The sequence below is a fragment of the Lentzea roselyniae genome (assembly GCF_039537795.1).
Classification (GTDB): domain Bacteria; phylum Actinomycetota; class Actinomycetes; order Mycobacteriales; family Pseudonocardiaceae; genus Lentzea; species Lentzea atacamensis.
Map to the genome: position 1 here is coordinate 102,038 of NZ_BAABBE010000019.1, position 16,050 is coordinate 118,087.

16 protein-coding genes are annotated in these 16,050 nt (G+C 69.2%); 6 read left to right on the plus strand and 10 right to left on the minus strand.

Annotation, left to right across the window (positions count from 1 at the left end; genetic code table 11):
* Positions 1–17: 17 nt before the first annotated feature.
* Positions 18–977 (plus strand): hypothetical protein, encoded by a 960-nt coding sequence (locus tag ABFX45_RS30220; RefSeq protein WP_146231658.1) that lies wholly within the window; start codon positions 18–20, stop codon positions 975–977.
* A 316-nt stretch (positions 978–1,293) separates the two neighbouring features.
* Here ABFX45_RS30220 and ABFX45_RS30225 read toward each other — a convergent pair whose 3' ends face one another.
* Positions 1,294–1,881: an NUDIX domain-containing protein gene (locus ABFX45_RS30225; protein ID WP_233439836.1), complete on the minus strand. Its 588-nt coding sequence runs from the start codon at positions 1,879–1,881 to the stop codon at positions 1,294–1,296.
* A gap of 127 nt (positions 1,882–2,008) precedes the next feature.
* Between ABFX45_RS30225 and ABFX45_RS30230 the strand changes: the two genes are divergently transcribed.
* Positions 2,009–3,106, plus strand: coding sequence for a helix-turn-helix transcriptional regulator (locus ABFX45_RS30230; RefSeq protein ID WP_170155073.1), 1,098 nt, complete (start codon positions 2,009–2,011; stop codon positions 3,104–3,106).
* 4 nt (positions 3,107–3,110) lie between these two features.
* Here the strand turns inward: ABFX45_RS30230 and ABFX45_RS30235 are convergent, their stop codons facing one another.
* Positions 3,111–4,004, minus strand: a complete 894-nt coding sequence (locus ABFX45_RS30235) for a ParB/RepB/Spo0J family partition protein (RefSeq protein WP_109638590.1) — start codon at positions 4,002–4,004, stop codon at positions 3,111–3,113.
* Positions 4,005–4,084: 80 nt separating this feature from the next.
* Positions 4,085–4,477, minus strand: coding sequence for a CoA-binding protein (locus tag ABFX45_RS30240; RefSeq protein ID WP_109638589.1), 393 nt, complete (start codon positions 4,475–4,477; stop codon positions 4,085–4,087).
* A gap of 117 nt (positions 4,478–4,594) precedes the next feature.
* On the opposite strand from ABFX45_RS30240, the gene ABFX45_RS30245 reads away from it, so the two are divergent.
* Positions 4,595–5,017 carry a YciI family protein gene (locus ABFX45_RS30245; protein ID WP_109638588.1) on the plus strand — a complete coding sequence of 141 codons (423 nt, stop codon included), beginning with the start codon at positions 4,595–4,597 and terminating at the stop codon, positions 5,015–5,017.
* Here the strand turns inward: ABFX45_RS30245 and ABFX45_RS30250 are convergent.
* From ABFX45_RS30250 to ABFX45_RS30260, 3 genes are all read right to left on the minus strand, one after another.
* A complete protein-coding gene (locus tag ABFX45_RS30250) occupies positions 5,011–5,766 on the minus strand; it encodes a PucR family transcriptional regulator (protein ID WP_109638587.1) in 756 nt (251 codons plus the stop codon). The genes ABFX45_RS30245 and ABFX45_RS30250 overlap by 7 nt on opposite strands.
* Before the next feature lie 84 nt (positions 5,767–5,850).
* The gene (locus ABFX45_RS30255; protein WP_109638586.1) at positions 5,851–6,762 is read right to left on the minus strand and encodes a PucR family transcriptional regulator; all 912 of its coding nucleotides are present in this window, start codon (positions 6,760–6,762) and stop codon (positions 5,851–5,853) included.
* Positions 6,763–6,903: 141 nt separating this feature from the next.
* Positions 6,904–7,602 (minus strand): LysR family transcriptional regulator substrate-binding protein, encoded by a 699-nt coding sequence (locus ABFX45_RS30260; RefSeq protein WP_346133574.1) that lies wholly within the window; start codon positions 7,600–7,602, stop codon positions 6,904–6,906.
* A gap of 57 nt (positions 7,603–7,659) precedes the next feature.
* Here ABFX45_RS30260 and ABFX45_RS30265 point away from each other — a divergent pair, with 57 nt between their 5' ends.
* On the plus strand, positions 7,660–8,019 hold the full coding sequence (locus tag ABFX45_RS30265; protein WP_211337487.1) for a DUF5997 family protein: 360 nt from the start codon (positions 7,660–7,662) through the stop codon (positions 8,017–8,019).
* A gap of 35 nt (positions 8,020–8,054) precedes the next feature.
* Here the strand turns inward: ABFX45_RS30265 and ABFX45_RS30270 are convergent, their stop codons facing one another.
* Entirely contained in the window at positions 8,055–8,696 is a 642-nt protein-coding gene (locus tag ABFX45_RS30270; RefSeq protein WP_109638583.1) for a maleylpyruvate isomerase N-terminal domain-containing protein, read from the minus strand.
* Between the two features lie 347 nt (positions 8,697–9,043).
* Between ABFX45_RS30270 and ligD the strand changes: the two genes are divergently transcribed.
* Positions 9,044–9,988, plus strand: a complete 945-nt coding sequence (ligD, locus tag ABFX45_RS30275) for a non-homologous end-joining DNA ligase (RefSeq protein WP_109638582.1) — start codon at positions 9,044–9,046, stop codon at positions 9,986–9,988.
* Positions 9,978–10,907: a DNA polymerase domain-containing protein gene (locus ABFX45_RS30280; RefSeq protein WP_109638581.1), complete on the plus strand. Its 930-nt coding sequence runs from the start codon at positions 9,978–9,980 to the stop codon at positions 10,905–10,907. Before ligD ends, ABFX45_RS30280 begins: the two co-directional genes overlap by 11 nt.
* Here ABFX45_RS30280 and ABFX45_RS30285 read toward each other — a convergent pair.
* From ABFX45_RS30285 to ABFX45_RS30295, 3 genes are all read right to left on the minus strand, one after another.
* Positions 10,886–13,294, minus strand: coding sequence for a caspase family protein (locus ABFX45_RS30285; protein ID WP_346133577.1), 2,409 nt, complete (start codon positions 13,292–13,294; stop codon positions 10,886–10,888). The genes ABFX45_RS30280 and ABFX45_RS30285 overlap by 22 nt on opposite strands.
* A 43-nt stretch (positions 13,295–13,337) precedes the next feature.
* The gene (locus ABFX45_RS30290; protein ID WP_109638579.1) at positions 13,338–14,162 is read right to left on the minus strand and encodes a hypothetical protein; all 825 of its coding nucleotides are present in this window, start codon (positions 14,160–14,162) and stop codon (positions 13,338–13,340) included.
* A gap of 124 nt (positions 14,163–14,286) precedes the next feature.
* A complete protein-coding gene (locus ABFX45_RS30295; RefSeq protein ID WP_233439834.1) occupies positions 14,287–15,975 on the minus strand; it encodes an ABC transporter family substrate-binding protein in 1,689 nt (562 codons plus the stop codon).
* Between the last annotated feature and the right edge of the window lie 75 nt (positions 15,976–16,050).

The following is a 16,050-nucleotide window of genomic DNA, read 5'->3' on the forward strand; positions in this document are numbered from 1 at the left end:
TTCCGCGCGGAGGACGGATGTCTGTCTCACCTGAGCAGCTGATGGAAGAACTGCGCACGTTGTGCCGGGGGCGCGGGGTGCAGACTCCGGGAATCGACTTGCACGTCGGGCCCGCGCTGCGCCAGGTGTGCGGCATCGTGGAGACCGACGGCGCGGAAGCCGTGCGAACGAAACTGCGCGACTGGGTCACGAACGCGGTCCGCGCTTTCCCGGCGGAGGTCCGCAACGCCGTTCTGGCGCCGCTCGGACTGCACGAGGAAGCTCAGTTCCGGTTCCTCAACGAACGCATCGAGTGGCTCGCGAAGCAACAGGACCGCGGCGCGCGCACGGTGCGCAGGAGGATGGAGGCCGGGCTGCAGCGCCTGGTGGAGGTGGCACTGCAGCCGGCACCGTCGACGGCGCACGTGACGCCGTCGGAACTCTGGCACGTCAAGGAGTTCGACGCGCTGCTCAAACTGGACGGTCCGACGCCCGCGTGCACGGAACGCCGGACCGTCGTGGCCGACACCGATGGTGTCAACGAGATCGCGTGGTCCATCACGATCCCCTCCCCCACGCCCGACGGCGCTCCTGGCGACGTGGACGTGGAGGTGTTGCACGGGGTGGAGCTCATCGGTCACGAACGGCCGTCCCCGCGGCGCTTCCTGATGAAGCTGCGCTTGCCCCGACCCCTCAACGCAGGACAAACACACCAGTTCGCGCTCGAGGTCAAAGTGCCGCGAGGACAGTCGATGCGTCCGACCTACGTGTTCTGGCCGGAGCGGATGTGCGAGTCGTTCCGGTTGCGCGTTCGGTTCGACCGGGACGACCTGCCGGACTCGGTGTGGCGCGTCGAGGAGGCCCTGGCGCGCGACACCGACGACCTGACTCCTTGGCCGAAGAAGCTGCCCATCGACGAGATCGGCGAGATCGACGTGTCGTTCCCGCACCCCCGTCAGGGCCGCGGCTACGGCGTTCAGTGGACACCACGCGTCTAGCTGGGCACGTTCAGATCATGAAATGCGGTTCCACGGCTGACACCTCCCTTTGTCAATCAGGGAGAACCGCAGTCCGAAGCCGGGTCAGATCACCGAGACCGTGAGGAAACTGCCGACGACGAATCCCACGAACAGGCAGATCGCGGCAACCTTCACGACGGTGGCGAGTGAGCAGATCATTCTCATCGAGAAATTCACCTTCTCATTCTGACTGGCTTTCGGCTGAAGTTCTCGCCGATGCACCAAGAGTGGCTTTCCGCCAGTCGGATGAGAACGGGTTTCCTGTTTCCTCCGAAATCAGGAAACCCCGGTGATGTTATTTCTGGACCGTGCGGCGCAACGCCATCACGAGCAATGCGTGCGAACTTCCGGCGTGCGGCAGCATGCCGCGCTGGACGAGGTCGAGCGCGTGGTGGAACGGCAGGGTCCGCACGCGCAGGTCGGCCTCACCGGGACCGAGATCGGGTTCGCCCTGAGTGAGGCCGGTGGCGAGGAAGATGTGGTCGACGTGGTTGCTCAGGGCGTCGGCACCGTGGATCTCGCCCAGCTGTTCCCACTTCTCGGCGCTCAGCCCCGTCTCCTCGGCGAGCTCGCGTCGTGCGGCGGCCAGCGGATCGGGGTCCGTGTCGTCGACGGCGCCGCCGGGCAGCCGCCATTCGGTGCCGCCGTGCGTGTAGATCCATTGTCTTGTCAGCACGACGTGATCGTCGTCCTGGAGTGCGAGGACGGTGACCGAACCCGGCGCCACGACGTGGGAGTAGGTGCAGTGTCCGCCATCCGGCGCCACGACGTCGTCGGTGTGCACCTCGAACCACGGGATCCGGGACTTGTGGACCACGTTGGTCGCCAGGCGCTGCCAGACCATCACCACGCCGGCCGCCTCGTCGGAGCGCATCATCACCATGACTCACATGGAACCATCGACAACCGCTTCAGTTATCCCCAGTTGATCGTCAATCAACGGCCAAATCGTGGACATTCGGTATCCCCGTGTTTGAACCCGGCACACTGTCCGGGAGGGGGTGAAACCGTTGTCGCCCACGTTCGCACAGGAGGTTCGCCGCCTGCGCAACGAGCGCGGACTCTCGCTCAGCAGGATGACCGGCCTCGTGCCGTACAGCAAAGGTCACCTCAGCAAGATCGAGAACGGTCAGGTCCAGCCCAGCCAGGAGATGGCGCGGATCTTCGACGACGCGCTGCGGGCGGACGGCCGCCTGATCGAGCTGGCCGACGCCCCGGCCCGGCCGATCCCGAGCGACCACGCCACTCTGCTCACCTACGACGCGATGTTCGACAACCATCGCGCGCTGGGCCACCGGCTGAGTCCTCGGGTGGTGCTCGCGAGCCTGCGCCCCCAGGTGGACGCCCTGGACTCCCTGGCCCGTTCCGCCGACGACCCCGGCCTGGGCCGCGCGCTGTGGCTGCTGGCCGCCCGGTACGCCGAGTACGCGGGCTGGATGGAGCAGGAACGCAGCAACGACGCCTCCGCCGCCGAACTGACCAGGCGCGCGGTGCTGTACGCCGCGAAGGGCGGTGACCGGGAGCTGGAGTCCTGGGCGCTGGTCCGCGCCTCCGAGTTCGCGCTGTACCGGGGAGACGCGCGCGCGACCGTCGATTACGCCCGCCGCGCGGGCAGGTCCCGCTCCACCGCCGTGCAAGCCGCTGCCGCGCAACGCGAAGCCCTGGGCTTCGCTCTCGCAGGCGCTTCCTCCCTCTGTGAGGACGCGCTGGACCGCGCGGACGAGCTCCAGCGTGCGGCCGGCGAATCCCCTTACGGCTCAAGGAGTCTCGTCGACCAGGTGGCGATCGTCCGAGCGTGGTCGTTCCACGATCTCGGCCGCCACGCCGAGGCCGCCGCCATCCTGGACAAGCAGGTCCCGCTGATCTCGCCGACCGCGTTGCGCGCCCGCACCCGTTTCGGCCTGCGCCGCGCGCTGGCCCACGCCGCGGCGGGCGACGTGGACCACGCGTGCGAGCTCGTCGTCGGGCTGCTGGACGACATCCGCCAGGTGCAGTCGGCGACCGTGCACGTCGACCTGACGGCGTTCAGCAAGCTGTTGTCCCGCTTGCGTCCCGCGGCGGGCCGCGAGGTGGCTGGCGAGATCAGCGAGATCCTCTTCGGCGACTAGCGGCTCAGGCGGTGCGCCGGCTTTCCTGTTCCAGGGCTTCTGCCATCTGGGCCCACACCTCGGCGCAGCCGCGCGCCATGTCCGCGACGAGCTCGCGGCAGTGCGACGGAACCCCGTCCACGACCGCGGCCCACTCCCCGGAGGACACCGCGTGCGCCTCCAGCCACCGCAGCACCAGCCGCCCGTGTTCGTTGAACCGCAACGACGGATCGCGCCGCAGGATCGGCAGGGTCGCGCCCGGTGCCCGCACCTCGGTCCGTGCCGCCGGGACCTCGACCTCGGCCTGCTCGGCGGCCCGCATCCGTTCCGGCACGGGATCCAGCCCGGCGCTGAGCCGTCGCCGGACGTCCCGGACGGTCCCCGGCGACACCCCGGCCGCGCGGGCGATGTCCCGCAACGACGCCGATGGTTGTGCCTCGATCATCTGTCCGGCCAGCCGCCGCCCGGCGGCCGAGTTGACCGGCCGGACCTTGCCGTCGCGCCCAACCCGGTTGGCGGCGCGGCCGCCCACGGCGCGCCGCAGCACCCCGACGGACTTGGCCGCGAGGCCGGTGGACGCCGCGATGGCCCGGTCGGACCACTGCGGGCGCGACCGCAGCAGGCGCCGGGCGGCGGCCTCGCGGTCGGCGGTGGACAACGTCGCGACGTTGAGGGAGACGGACAGGACGAACACGTCCTCCGCCGGTCCGTCGACGTACTCGACCTCGACGGATCTCTCCCCGCGCAGCGCGGCCGCCCGCAGGCGGTGCGCTCCGTCGACGACTCTCATGGAACCCCGGTGCACCACGATCGGCGCGAGCGCGGCACCGGAGGACGCCAGCGAACGAACGAACTCCTCGCTGCAGCCACCGAGTCGCGGCGAGTCCGCGGGCTGCAGCACGTTGATGTCGACGAGCATGCGAAACAAAGCCCCCCAGGCTTGGTGTCCCCAGTACCCCCAGGTGTCCGGGAACCTCACGTCGCAGACTAGCTACTTGGTCAACCGGAGCGCCACTCGATCGCGGGACAAACATCCATGACCATCCGCAGCCCGGCGGCCTTGGTCCGTTCGTACGCCTCGGGATCCACCACTCCGAGCTGGAACCACACCGCCTTCGCGCCGATCGACACCGCCTCGTCCGCGAACCGGCCGGCGTCCTGCGAGCGGCGGAACACGTCCACGACGTCGACGGGGAACGGGATGTCCGCGAGCGTCGGGTAGCCCTGCTCGCCGTGCACGGTCTCGGCGGACGGGTGCACCGGCACGATCTTCTTGCCGCGTTGCTGCAGGAACCTGGCCACGCCGTGGGCCGCGCGGGACGGGTTGTCCGCGAGCCCGACGATGGCCCAGACCTGGCAGTTCTCGAGGATCCAGTCGACGTCTTCGCGCATGCGGCCAGCGTAGCCGCGTGACGCCGGTCACAATTCGGTCAAGCTCGTCGAAAGCCGGGAGCCCCGATCGACGCGTCGGTAGAAACGCACGGACACACCAGACACGAGGAGATCGAGATGCGGTTCATGGTCATCGTCAAGGCGTCCCCCGAGTCCGAGAACGGCCAGATGCCCACGGCCGAGGAGCTGACCGCGATGGGCAACTACAACGAGGAGCTGGTGAAGGCCGGTGTGATGCTCGCGGGCGACGGCCTCTACCCGAGCTCCAAGGGCGCGCGGGTCGCGTTCGACGCCAAGGGCGCGACGACGGTCATCGACGGCCCGTTCGCCGAGACCAAGGAACTGATCGCCGGGTTCTGGATCTGGGAGCTGCCCTCGCTGCAGGACGCCGTGGAGTGGCTCAAGAAGGCGCCGTTCCAGAGCGGCGAGGTCGAGATCCGGCAGGTCCACGGCGCCGAGGCGTTCGAGGACGTCATGACGGACGAGCAGAAGGCGCAGGAGGACCGGCTCCGCGAGCAGATCAGCGCGCGGAGTCAGTGAGGCAGCGGCACTTCCGGGCACGAGTGGGCGGTCAGCGCGACGCTCAGCGTCAGCAGCGCGCGCGGTGAGGCCGGGCGGTGGCCGGTGAGCCGTTCGACCAGCCGCAGGCGGTGGTCGAGCGTGCTGCGGTGGATGTCCAGCCGCCGCGCCGCCGCCGCCCGGTTGCCGTCCTCGGAGATGAACGCCCGCAACGCGTCCAGCAGGTGCTGTTGCGCCACCACGGGTTCGATCATGCGGGCCAGCCGTTCGGAGACGTGCGGCTGGCGCAGCACCGCGAAGTCCGCCAACACGTGGCGCAGCTCGTAGACGCCCGGAGCACGGCCGTTGGCGATCCGCAGCACGTCCGCCGCCGTCGCACGGGCGGAGGCGAGGTCGCGCCGGGGAGCCCACGCGACCGCCATCCACACCTCGCCGCCGACGCGGTCGTGCAGTTCCCTGGCCAGTCCGGCGTGCTGGTCCTGAGCGCACGGCAGCAAGAGGTAGCCGCCGCGAGTGCCGTCGAGCACGAGCACGTCGGCGTTGTCCCGCACGGCCGCGAGCACTTCGGCCACACCGTCCTCAGTGGACGCACTGAACGCGACCACCGCGTAGGCCAGTGCGAGGCCCTCGAACCCGTTGTCGCGACCGGAAAGCAGTGCCCTGGCGAGCTGACGGCGGGTGGCCACGTCCTCCACGGGAGGCAGGTCGAACGGGCTGAGGATGTCACGCAGCACGTCGTTGAGCAGTCGGCTGTCCACCACGGTGGTCACGCGTCGCCTCCCTGGAGGGCTTGCGGTGTCACACCAGGACGGTAGGCAACTGTCGACAGTTGGCACAGATGGCTTGGGACAGCCTTAACGTTCGCCGCCCATGCCGATCGCAGTGCCGAGAACGGCGAGGTCGCGAGGGTTGACGGGGGACAGTCCGGTGAGCTGCTCGATCTGCCACGACCGGTAGTCGATCGTGCTGCGGTGGATGAACAGCTTCTTGGCAGCCACCGCCCGGTTGCCGTCCGCTTCGAGCAAGGCGAGGACCGTCTCGACGAGAACGGGGTTCGCCAGCAACGGCGCGAGGACCTTCCCGAGCTCGTCGCGCGCCTCCGGGGTCTCCATCACGGCGCTCTCGAGCAGCACGTCGTCGATCCGGTACACCCCGGGCGGACGGCCGAGTGACGCGACCAACGCATCGATCTCGTCGACTTCCCTGCGCGCCAACGCCATGCGCGCGACAGGCCGTTCCGCGACGGAGAACCACACCTCACCGCCGAACTCCTCCTGCACGTCCAGGCACAACGACAGTGCCGCCGCTTCGGCGGCGGGCAGCAGAAGGTGCCCGGATGTCGCCAGAAGCACTGGCCCACGGTCACGGAAAGCGCTTACCACCTGGTTTGGCAAGGCGCCGCGCACCGAGACGACTGTGTAGAACGCGGCCGCGCCGTCGGGCGCGCTTCCGGCGAGCACCGCGTCCGCCAGCCCGTCGTCCCCGGCGCAGAACGCGGACATCAGCTCGGCGGCCAACGCGGTACCGGCAGCGGCGAGCGCACGGGCGTCACCGCCGTCGTCCAGCATGGCCTCGGTCAGCAACCTGTCGGTCGACCGCAGCGCCATCACCATGTGCGCGATGGAGATCCTCGCCGAAGCGAGACGCGAGCCGGCGCGGTGCGCGACGGACACGGCCATCTCCTCCCACCCGTCGGTGTCGGCGGCGGCGGCGCGGTAGACGGGGAGGAACTCCTCGTGCAGCAGGCGACCGACGTCGAAGAGCACGATCCCTCCCCTCTTTCGCACGTCTGCGGTGAATCGGCACCGGCCGTGGCAACCCGGCGTCTTCCCGGCTACGCAGCGTTGCCGCTGGAAGAACAGCGGTTCGAGCACGACGGAGTCAGACGATCACCGTGCACGACCGCACTAACGACCGCGGCGGGGTTTCGCGCGCTTGGCCGGCTGTTTCTGCTGCCTGGGTGCGGGGTTCCGTCGCTGCTGCTGCTGTTTCCTGGCCGGCTCCTGCTGCGGTCCGCGGGTGCTGTTGACCGTGCGGCCGCGGACGATGCCGATCATGTGCTCGACCAGCTCGGGGTTCTCGTCGCGGATCGGGAACGACAGCGCCACCCGTGACTGCGGCGCGTCGCTCAGCGGCACGTACTTCAGGTCCTTGCGGTGGTGCAGCCTCGCCAGCGACTGCGGCACGACCAGCAGCCCGACACCGGCGGCCACGATCTCGATCGCGTCCGCGGTGGTCTCCGGACGCTCGACCGGCGGCTGCCCCGGCGGTTCGTCCCACTCCAGCGTGTCGTCGAGCGGCTGCCACAGGACCTGCTCCTTCAGGTCCTGAAGGGACAGTTCGTCGGCGGCCGCGAACTCGTGGTCCTTGGGGAAGACGACAACGGTGGTCTCGGTGTAGAGCGGGATCGCGTGCAGGCCCTCGCGGTCGCCGGGCAGTCTGAGCAGCGCGGCGTCAGCCTCACCTGACCGCACTTTCCCAGCGGCTTCGGCGGCGGTCACCTGTACGAGGGTCAGCGAGGTCTCCGGCAGGCGTTCCTGCCAGACCCGTGCCCACTTGCCCGGCGTCACACCTGGGACGTACGCGAGCGTGAACGATCCGGTCACGTGCTGAGGCTACCGGACGCTGCGGTTACTCTTTGTGCCATGAAGTCGCAGCAGACCATGAAGCCCGCCACCGCCGCCAAGAAGCTGGGCGTGTACCTCGAGGCCACGCCCGAGGAGTTCCGTGCGGGTCTCGTGTCGCGCGACGAGCTCAACGAGCTGCAGGCCAACCCGCCGGAGTGGCTGCGGGAGCTGCGCCGCAACGGCCCGCACCCCAAGCAGCTGATCGCGCAGAAGCTCGGCATCTCGACCAGCGGCCTGGTGCGTGCCGGCATCACCGAGGCGCTCACCACCGACCAGATCAACGCGATCAAGGAAGAGAACCCGGACTGGCTGGTGCGCGAGCGAGAGACCTACAAGGAGTTCCGCGCCGAGGAGGCACGGCTCGCGGAGAAGGCGCGCCTCGAGGACGAGTCCTAGTAGGCCGTGGTCAGGGTTTCGACGCCCGGCAGTTCTCAGCCCAGGACGAACGGGATCGCGAGGTCTCCGAGTTCCGCGCGCTCCGCTTCGGTCGGGGCGCGCCGTCCTGTTCCAACCAGCAGCACGTCCTCGTCCGACCACGAAGCCGGGAAACCACCGGCGAGCTGCTCCAGCATCTCGCGACACCGGGCCAGCGTCTCCGCACGCGGACCGGCCGCGTCCGGCAGGTGCATGACCAGGTCGAGGTGGTGCAGCGTCCACTCCCAGACGTAGGCGCCCAGGTAGCCGGCCGTGCCCAGCACCATGCCCCGGGTGCTGACCTTGAGCGTCGGATCGGCGAGCTGAGCGGCCCGCAACGCGGCCTGGCCCACGTCGTCGACGTGGAACTTCAGCAGCCGCGGCTCGCCGTACGCGGCGGCGAGCCGGACGGTCAGCGCCGCCAGCGGATCGCCAGAAGGCTCGTGCGCGACGTTCCAGTAGGTCACGGAGTCGTGCGTCACGGGATCCGCGGTGGGCGTGACCAGCGTGATCAGCACGTCCTGCGCGTCGATGACGAGGTGGCACACCAGATCCCGCACCAGCCAGCCCGCGCATCCGGACGGCCGTTCGAAGTCGTCGTCCGTGAGCTCACCGACGGTGGTGAGCAGTTCCCCCAGAGAAAGCGAAAAAAGATCCACACCCGCAAACTACAGCGGCTGCGAATCACAGGCAGATGGATCTCTGTTGCGGCATCAGGCGTGACGCCGACCCTCAGGAACCGTCCACAAAGGACATCATGACGTTGCCGGCCCCGTTCACGGAAGCCTTCCGGCCGGCGTCACCGATCAGGGTGGACACGTGAGAGCACCCGCGCGCCCTGGCGCGGGTCAGCAACGGGTGACCCGGTCGGCCAACGAGCGAATGTCCTCGAGCAGAGGCTCTGACCTGCGGTCCTGCCGAGGCCGGTACCGGGCGTGGGCACCGCGGCGTCGATGCAGACACCGTTCGGGCTGAGGAAACGCCTGGAAACGGCTAGCGTGGCGGCATGGGCAAGTCCCCGGCTGTGGAGCTAGAGGTGGAGGACCGCGTCGTGCGGATCTCCAACCCCGACCGCGTCTACTTTCCCGCGCGCGGCGAGACGAAACTGGATCTCGCGAACTACTACCTGTCCGTCGGCGACGGAATCGTCCGCGCGCTGCGGGAACGGCCGTGCATGCTGCACCGCTTCCCCGAGGGCGTCACCGGCGAGAAAGTGCACCAGAAAAGGCTTCCGCACGGCGCGCCGCCGTGGGTGCGGACCGTGCGGGTGCATTTTCCGCGCTACAACCGCCATGCGGACGAACTCTGCGTCACGCACATCGCCGACGTGATCTGGGCCGTGCAGATGTCCACTGTGGAGTTCCACCCGTGGAACTCCCGTGCCGCCGACACCGAGAAACCCGACGAGTGGCGCATCGACCTCGATCCCGGCCCGACGTGCCCGTTCGACAGGGTGCGCAGGGTGGCTCTGGTGGTCGAGGAGGTGCTCGCGGAGCTCGGCGCGGTCGGGTTCCCGAAGACGTCGGGCAGCAAGGGCCTGCACGTCTACGTGCGGATCAAGCCCGACTACGGGTTCCAGGACGTGCGCAAGGCGGCTTTGGCGTTCGCGCACGAGGTCGAACGCCGGGCACCGGACGACGTGGAGACCACGTGGTGGCGCAAGGACCGGGATCCGTCGCTCGTTTTCGTCGACTACAACCAGAACACGCGTGACCGGACGATCGCCAGCGCCTACTCGGTGCGCGGTGTCGCCGAGGCCACGGTGTCGACGCCGATCCGGTGGGACGAGATCCCGGACGTCGACCCGCGCGAGTTCACCATCGCCACCGTGCCGAAGCGCTACTCCGAACTGGGAGACCTGCACGCCGGCATCGACGACGCGGTGTGGTCGATCGAACCGCTGCTGGAGTGGGCCGCCAGAGACGAACTCGAGGTTCCCGATGAGCAGTGACCAGGTGAAGTTCTCCAGTCTCGACCAGCCGCTCTTCGGTGGCACGGTCAAGGGCGACCTGGTGGAGTACCTGGACTTCGTCGCCGACCGGTTCGTGCCCGTGCTCGCGGGACGGCCGCTGTCGGTGTGGCGGATCCTGCGCGGCCAGGAGCCGTTCATGCAGAAGAACGTCCCCAAGTACACGCCCTCGTTCGTCAAGACCGTCGACGTCTGGGCGGAGACGTCGCACCGCCAGATCAAGTACGCGTTGTGCGACGACAAGCAGACGCTGATGTGGTTCGCGAACCAGCGCGCGGTCGAGTACCACGTGCCGTTGTTCCTCAAGGATCATTTTGGGGACGACCACCAGACGCACATGGTGCTCGACATCGACCCGCCGGAGGGTGCCGGTTTCGACGTCGTGGCCGGGTCGGCGTTCCTGATCCGCGAGGCGCTCGCTCAGGCGGGCCTTCAGGGCGCGGTGAAGACCAGCGGTGCCAAGGGTGTGCACATCTTCGTACCGCTGGAGAAGCACGATCCGGACGACGTGGCCGCGGCGACGCGGGCGGTGGCGGCACGGGCGGAGAAGCTCGATCCGTCACTCGCCACGACCGCCTACATCCGAGCCGACCGGGACGGGAAGGTGTTCCTCGACTCGACGCGGGCGTGGGGTGCCACGGTCGTCGCCGCCTACAGCCCGCGGCTGCGGGAAGGCCTGCCGATCTCGTTCCCGGTGCCGTGGGACTCGCTCGCCGACGTCACCCCGGCCGACTTCACCGTCAGGACGCGGTTCGACGGCGACCCGTGGAGCGAGCTCATGCCCGAGCCGCAGCGGCTGCCGGACGACCTGGTCACCGAAGGGCACGGCATCCCGGTCGCGCGGGTGGTCGCGATGCACGAGGGCAAGCGGCGCAAGGCTCAGCGCGAACGCGAGAAGTAGGCGACCAACGCCGCGGCCAGGGGCAGGGTCACGTGGGCGACGCTGGTGAACGAGGGTTCACTGGCGGACACGTACTCGTTGGCGCGCACCAGCAGTCCGGCCGCGACGGTGACGTGGCCGGCGAACCTGGCGGTGCCGCTGGTCAGTGTGGCGATCAGCGGAACCATGATGAGGCCCGCGAAACTGGCGTGGGTGACGTACAGCGGGACGCCGCCCGTCAGGGTGAGGATCGCGTCGAGCAGCAGAAGGGCCGGTGCGATCGCGCTGACCCACGCTCGTTCGCGCCACACGCGGTATCCCGCCAGGCCCAGGAGTCCTACCGCGAGGACGAGGAACGCGACGTCCTCGGCGTCACCGTTGATCGTTTCCAGGGTGTCTGCCGAGTCCGCGACCAGGAGGAGTCCTGCCGCGCCGAGCACGGCTCCCGCGGCTGCCAGCCACACGGGGCTGGTCTGGCAGGCGACGGCGATGATCACCGCGGCCATGCCCAGCAGGAACCACGGGTAGTTCCCGCCGCTGCCGCCGAGCAGGCCGGTCGTGCCCGCCAGCAGGCCGAGGGCCGCGCCGGGCACCCACGGGTGGTCGCGGCAGGTCAGGACGAACATCGCCGCGACCAGCGCCCACGGCCAGAGCGTGCCGAACAGCGCGGTGCTGGGAGTGGTGTCGCTCAGGTGCCCCAGCAGTCCGCCGGAGACTGCCATGAGACCGGCGACGAGGAGCACCAGCGCCAGGCCGGCGGTCAGGCGCGGCACAGCGGTCTTGAGGCTCGGCGGCGTGGCGGCGGGCCTGGTCGCGGAGTCCGGTACCCGTGCGGCGCTCAGTCCCTGCGTGGCCGAGCCGGCACCCGACGCGGTGAGCCGAGACCGCCCGCGTCCGGTGTCTCGTTCGTCAGGCCGGTCGGCCTGACCACCGCCGCCCGCTCGATCGGCGCTCGCCGGGGTGTCAGACCCGCTGAGTACCGTGGAACGCGGGGGTTCCCGATCGGAGGGGACGCCTGCGCGAGCCTTGGCCGCATCGGGAGCGGCGCTCCCCCGCGAGGCGATCTGCGAGGTCGGCGCGGGAACGCCGGGCCGCGTCCGCTCCTCCAGGGCCTTCGCCGCTGCCGTCGCCACCATCCGGCTGTCGTCCTCCGCCAGCCGCCGCAACGCCAGCCGCGCCGCCAGCACCCGGCCCTCGTGTGCCACCGACAGCATCCGGACCAGCGAGGGAATCGCGCCGGCCCGCACGCCCGGCAGCGTGTGGTCGATGGCTTCCTGCAGGTCGGAGGGCAGCGCGGCGGGCACCGAGACCGGACGGGCACGGCGGGCGATGCGCAGGTCACCGCGCACGTCGAGCATCCACTTGCCCGGAGTCTGGTGCGGGGTGACGCGGCGGACCCTGTCGTAGACGTACTCGTAGAGCTCGTCCAGGCCGACGTGGCCGTCCTGGTCGCGGTCGGCGTCGCCGGACTCCAGGCCCTCCACCAGGGCCGAGGTGAAGACCGACGGCTCGCCCTCGGAGGAGTCGGCCACCGCGGCGCCCTCGAAGGCGTACTCCATGGACGACGAAGCCGTGATCACGGCCCTGCCGCTGCCGCCGAACTGTTCCTCCAGGCCCACGGAGCCGCCGGCGCGGGCGACCATGCCCCTGCCGAACGCGCCGGAGTAGCAGCAGTCGAGCAGCAGGACGATGCGGCGGGAGCGTGAGCGGTTCATGCGGCGGGCCACGAAATCGGCGGAGACCGCGGTGCCCGCGAGGCGGTTGAGCCTGGTTCCGGAGGTGGCGAAGTGCAGCTCGCCCGCCTCGTCCTTCACGCCGTGGCCGGAGAAGTGCAGGACCAGGAGGTCGTCCGGCTCGCGGTCGGCGAAGAAGTCCTCGACGGCCTCGTTCACCTCGGGGGCGGAGGTGTTGATCAGGGTGCGCACGTCGAAGCCGCCGATGCGCGGGTCGGCCAGGACCTCACCGAGGCGGGCGGCGTCGTGGGCCGGGGCGCGCAGGGCGGACAGGCCGGGGTCGGTGAACTCGTAGCTCGCGATGATCAACGCGTAGCGCTTGGGACGGCGTCTTTCCAGCCACTCCGCGGCTCGAGCGCGCTCGGCTTCCGTGGGGGCGCCGGTCAGTTCCAGCTCGTCGCCGTCGGCTGCCACGGTCACGGACCGCTCGCGGCGCTGGCCCAGCCACGAGGACACGGCGTTGATCAGCGCGGCCAGGACCGTGGACTGCGAGACGGTGGTGAGGATGGTGCCGAGCTCGGCCACGTCGAGGACCTTGGCGCCCTCGGGAGCCTCGCCGGAAACGCTGGAGACAGGGGCCAGTTCCCGCAACTCGGACCGCAGGAAGGCGGTGAGCTGCTCGATGCGCTCGTCGTCGGCCCCGTCCTCGTGGACGCGCAGAGTCACGTCGGTCATAGCGGCCTCCTACGGAAGGAGGTCGCTCAACCGGTCCAAAGCATTACGACGGGTCGGAACCGCGGAACGCGCCCCACCACAGGCCCAGCGCGGCGGCGATCACCGTCGCCGTGATCCAGCCCGTGAAACCGCTGCCGTCCAGGTAAGCCCAGAACAGGCCCACGATCGGCGCGGGCACGACGAACACCGCGTCCACCCGCAGCTGAGCCGTCAGGCCGCGGGGAGCCCGCGTCTCCGGGTCGGGCTGCACGGGGTTGTCGATCCGCCTGCCGCGCGGGTGCTTGTGCACCGGCCGGCCCGACGGGTAGATCGTCGCGCCGTCCACCACGGCGACCCGGCCGCCGCGCAGCTCGACGTCGACGGGCGACGGCAGCGTCACGAGCACCGGGTCGTAGTAGACGGGCAGCCACCGCTCGGCCGGGCCGTCGATCTCCAGCCACGACCGCACCATCAGCCCCGACTGCAACCGGATCCGCCGCACGGACACGGTGACCGGTTCGGCACGCGCGGACCGGACGGCCAGGAACCCCCGCACCAGACCGGCGAGCACCACCAGCAACGCCACCGCGATCGAGAACGTCACGCCACCCAGCGCGCGATCGGTCTCCAGCAACAGGTCCGCGCCGGGAATCACCGCGCGATCGGGGTGCGCGGGATCGAACGCCACCTGTGTCTGCCTGCCCACGATCCGGTCGCCGTTCTCGTGGGGAACACGAGCGGATCCGGTCGGCCACCGCACCTCCACCGCGCCGTCGGCGAACGACACGACGTTGCCGACCTCGCGCGAAGTCATGGAGGACAACAGATCGCGGTCGTCCGAATAGGACAGCCACGAGAACAGCGCGACGACGAAGCAGACGAACAACACGACCGCCGTGGCAAGAACACCATGGCGCAGCGCACGAACCCGGGAACGCAACAAGACAAGCTCCAAACAGAAGCGAACGGCCCGGCGGGAAGACCCGCCGGGCCGTTCAACAGCTAACTACACGTCACTGGGTGAAGCCCATGTTGATGTAGTCGTACGGGCGGTTCGCGTACGCGACGGCACCGAAGTTCGCCACGTTGCTCTTCACCGCGACCGCGCCGGGCAGCTGGTAGAGCGGCAGCTGGTGGCCCAGCTCCCAGATCTTCTTGTCGGCCTCGTTCGCGAGCTCGGCGCGCTTGGTGTCGTCGAGCTCACCGTTCGCCTGGTCGAGCAGCTTGTTGACCTCTTCGGAACCGATGCGACCGTAGTTCTGGTTGGTGCTGTTCGGGTCGAGGTAGTAGATGCCCTTGCCGTCCGAGATCGGCGTGGCCGAGGCCAGCCAGCGGAAGCCGGTCATGTCGAAGTTGCCGACGTTCACGAACTGCTTGAAGAAGTCGGTCGACGGAACGGCCTGGATGTCGACCTTGGCGCCGACCTCCTTCAGCTGCGACTGCACGAGCTTCGCGATCTGGTCGGAGACGGGGTTCGGCGTCGGGATGACGTAGCGGACGACGAGCTCCTTGCCGTCCTTCTTCCGGGTCTCACCCTCGAGCTTCCAGCCCAGCTCGTCGAGCTGCTTCTTCGCGGCTTCCTTGTCGAACGACGCGATGGACGAGTTGTCCTTGTACTCCTTCGTGCCCAGCAGGAAGAAGTGGTTACCCGTGACCTGCGCGTCGCCCTTGAGCATCTGGCCGAGCAGCGCGCGCGTGATGGTCTTGGTGTCGATGCCGCGCATCAGCGCGACGCGGAGCTTCGGGTCCTTGAGGAGCGAGGTGTCCGCGCCGTTGAACGTGATGTGCGAGTAGTCGGGCGAGATCGCCTGACGGATGGTGACACCCTGCATGGTCTTCGCCTTGGCGAAGTTGTCGACGCTCGAGCCGATGTCGAAGAAGTCGATCTGGCCGTTGGCGAGCGCGTCCGCGACGGCGGGACGGTCGACCTGACGGAACGTGATCTTGTCCAGCTTCGGCTTCTGGCCCCACCACGCGTCGTCACGGACGACGGTGACGACCTTGCCGGTGCGGTCGATCGTGCCGATCTTGAACGGACCGGCGGTGATCTTCGGGGCGTCGGCCCAGCCCTTGTTGAACTCCTCGGCCGTCGCGTAGGCGGCCTTCGGGTAGAGGGGCGAGAAGAGGCCCTTCCACTCGGCGAACTTCTTCTTGAACGTGACCTTGACGTCCTGGTCGGTCGCGCCCTTCTCGACCTTCTCGATGTCCTCGTAGCCGGTGGTGCCGGCGACCTCGAAGGCCTTGTCGGTGCCGTTGAGGGCCTTCCACATGCCCTCGAAGTCCTGCCACGACAGCTGGGTGCCGTCCGACCACTTGGCCTTCGGGTTGATCTTGAACTCGAGGACCTGCGGGTCGGTGGAGGCGACCTTCGCGTCCTCGAGGTAGTCCTTGTTGATCTCGATCGTGGAGTCGGCCTTCTGCCGGTACAGGTTCGGGATCATCGTGTCGATCATGCGCCGGCCGTCGGCGTTGGTGCCGTCGAGCTGGTTGTAGTTCCAGTTGTCCGGCAGCTGGTCAACCGGCCAGCGGAACTCGCCGCCGTCCTTGACCTTGGACGCGTCCTGCGGGTTGATGTCCGCCTGACCCACCGCGTTGTCCGCGCCCTTGAGCCCGGAGTCCGTCTTGCTGGGCCCCCCACACGCGGTAAGCGTGAGGGCGACCGCGACCAGCGCGGTCACTCCCACCTTGGTACGTCGACTCACTGTCGTGAACCTCCCTCGTGCCCGGACACCAGTTGCCGGGGACACTGTTCCTTCGTGCTCGCAGGTCATCTGAGA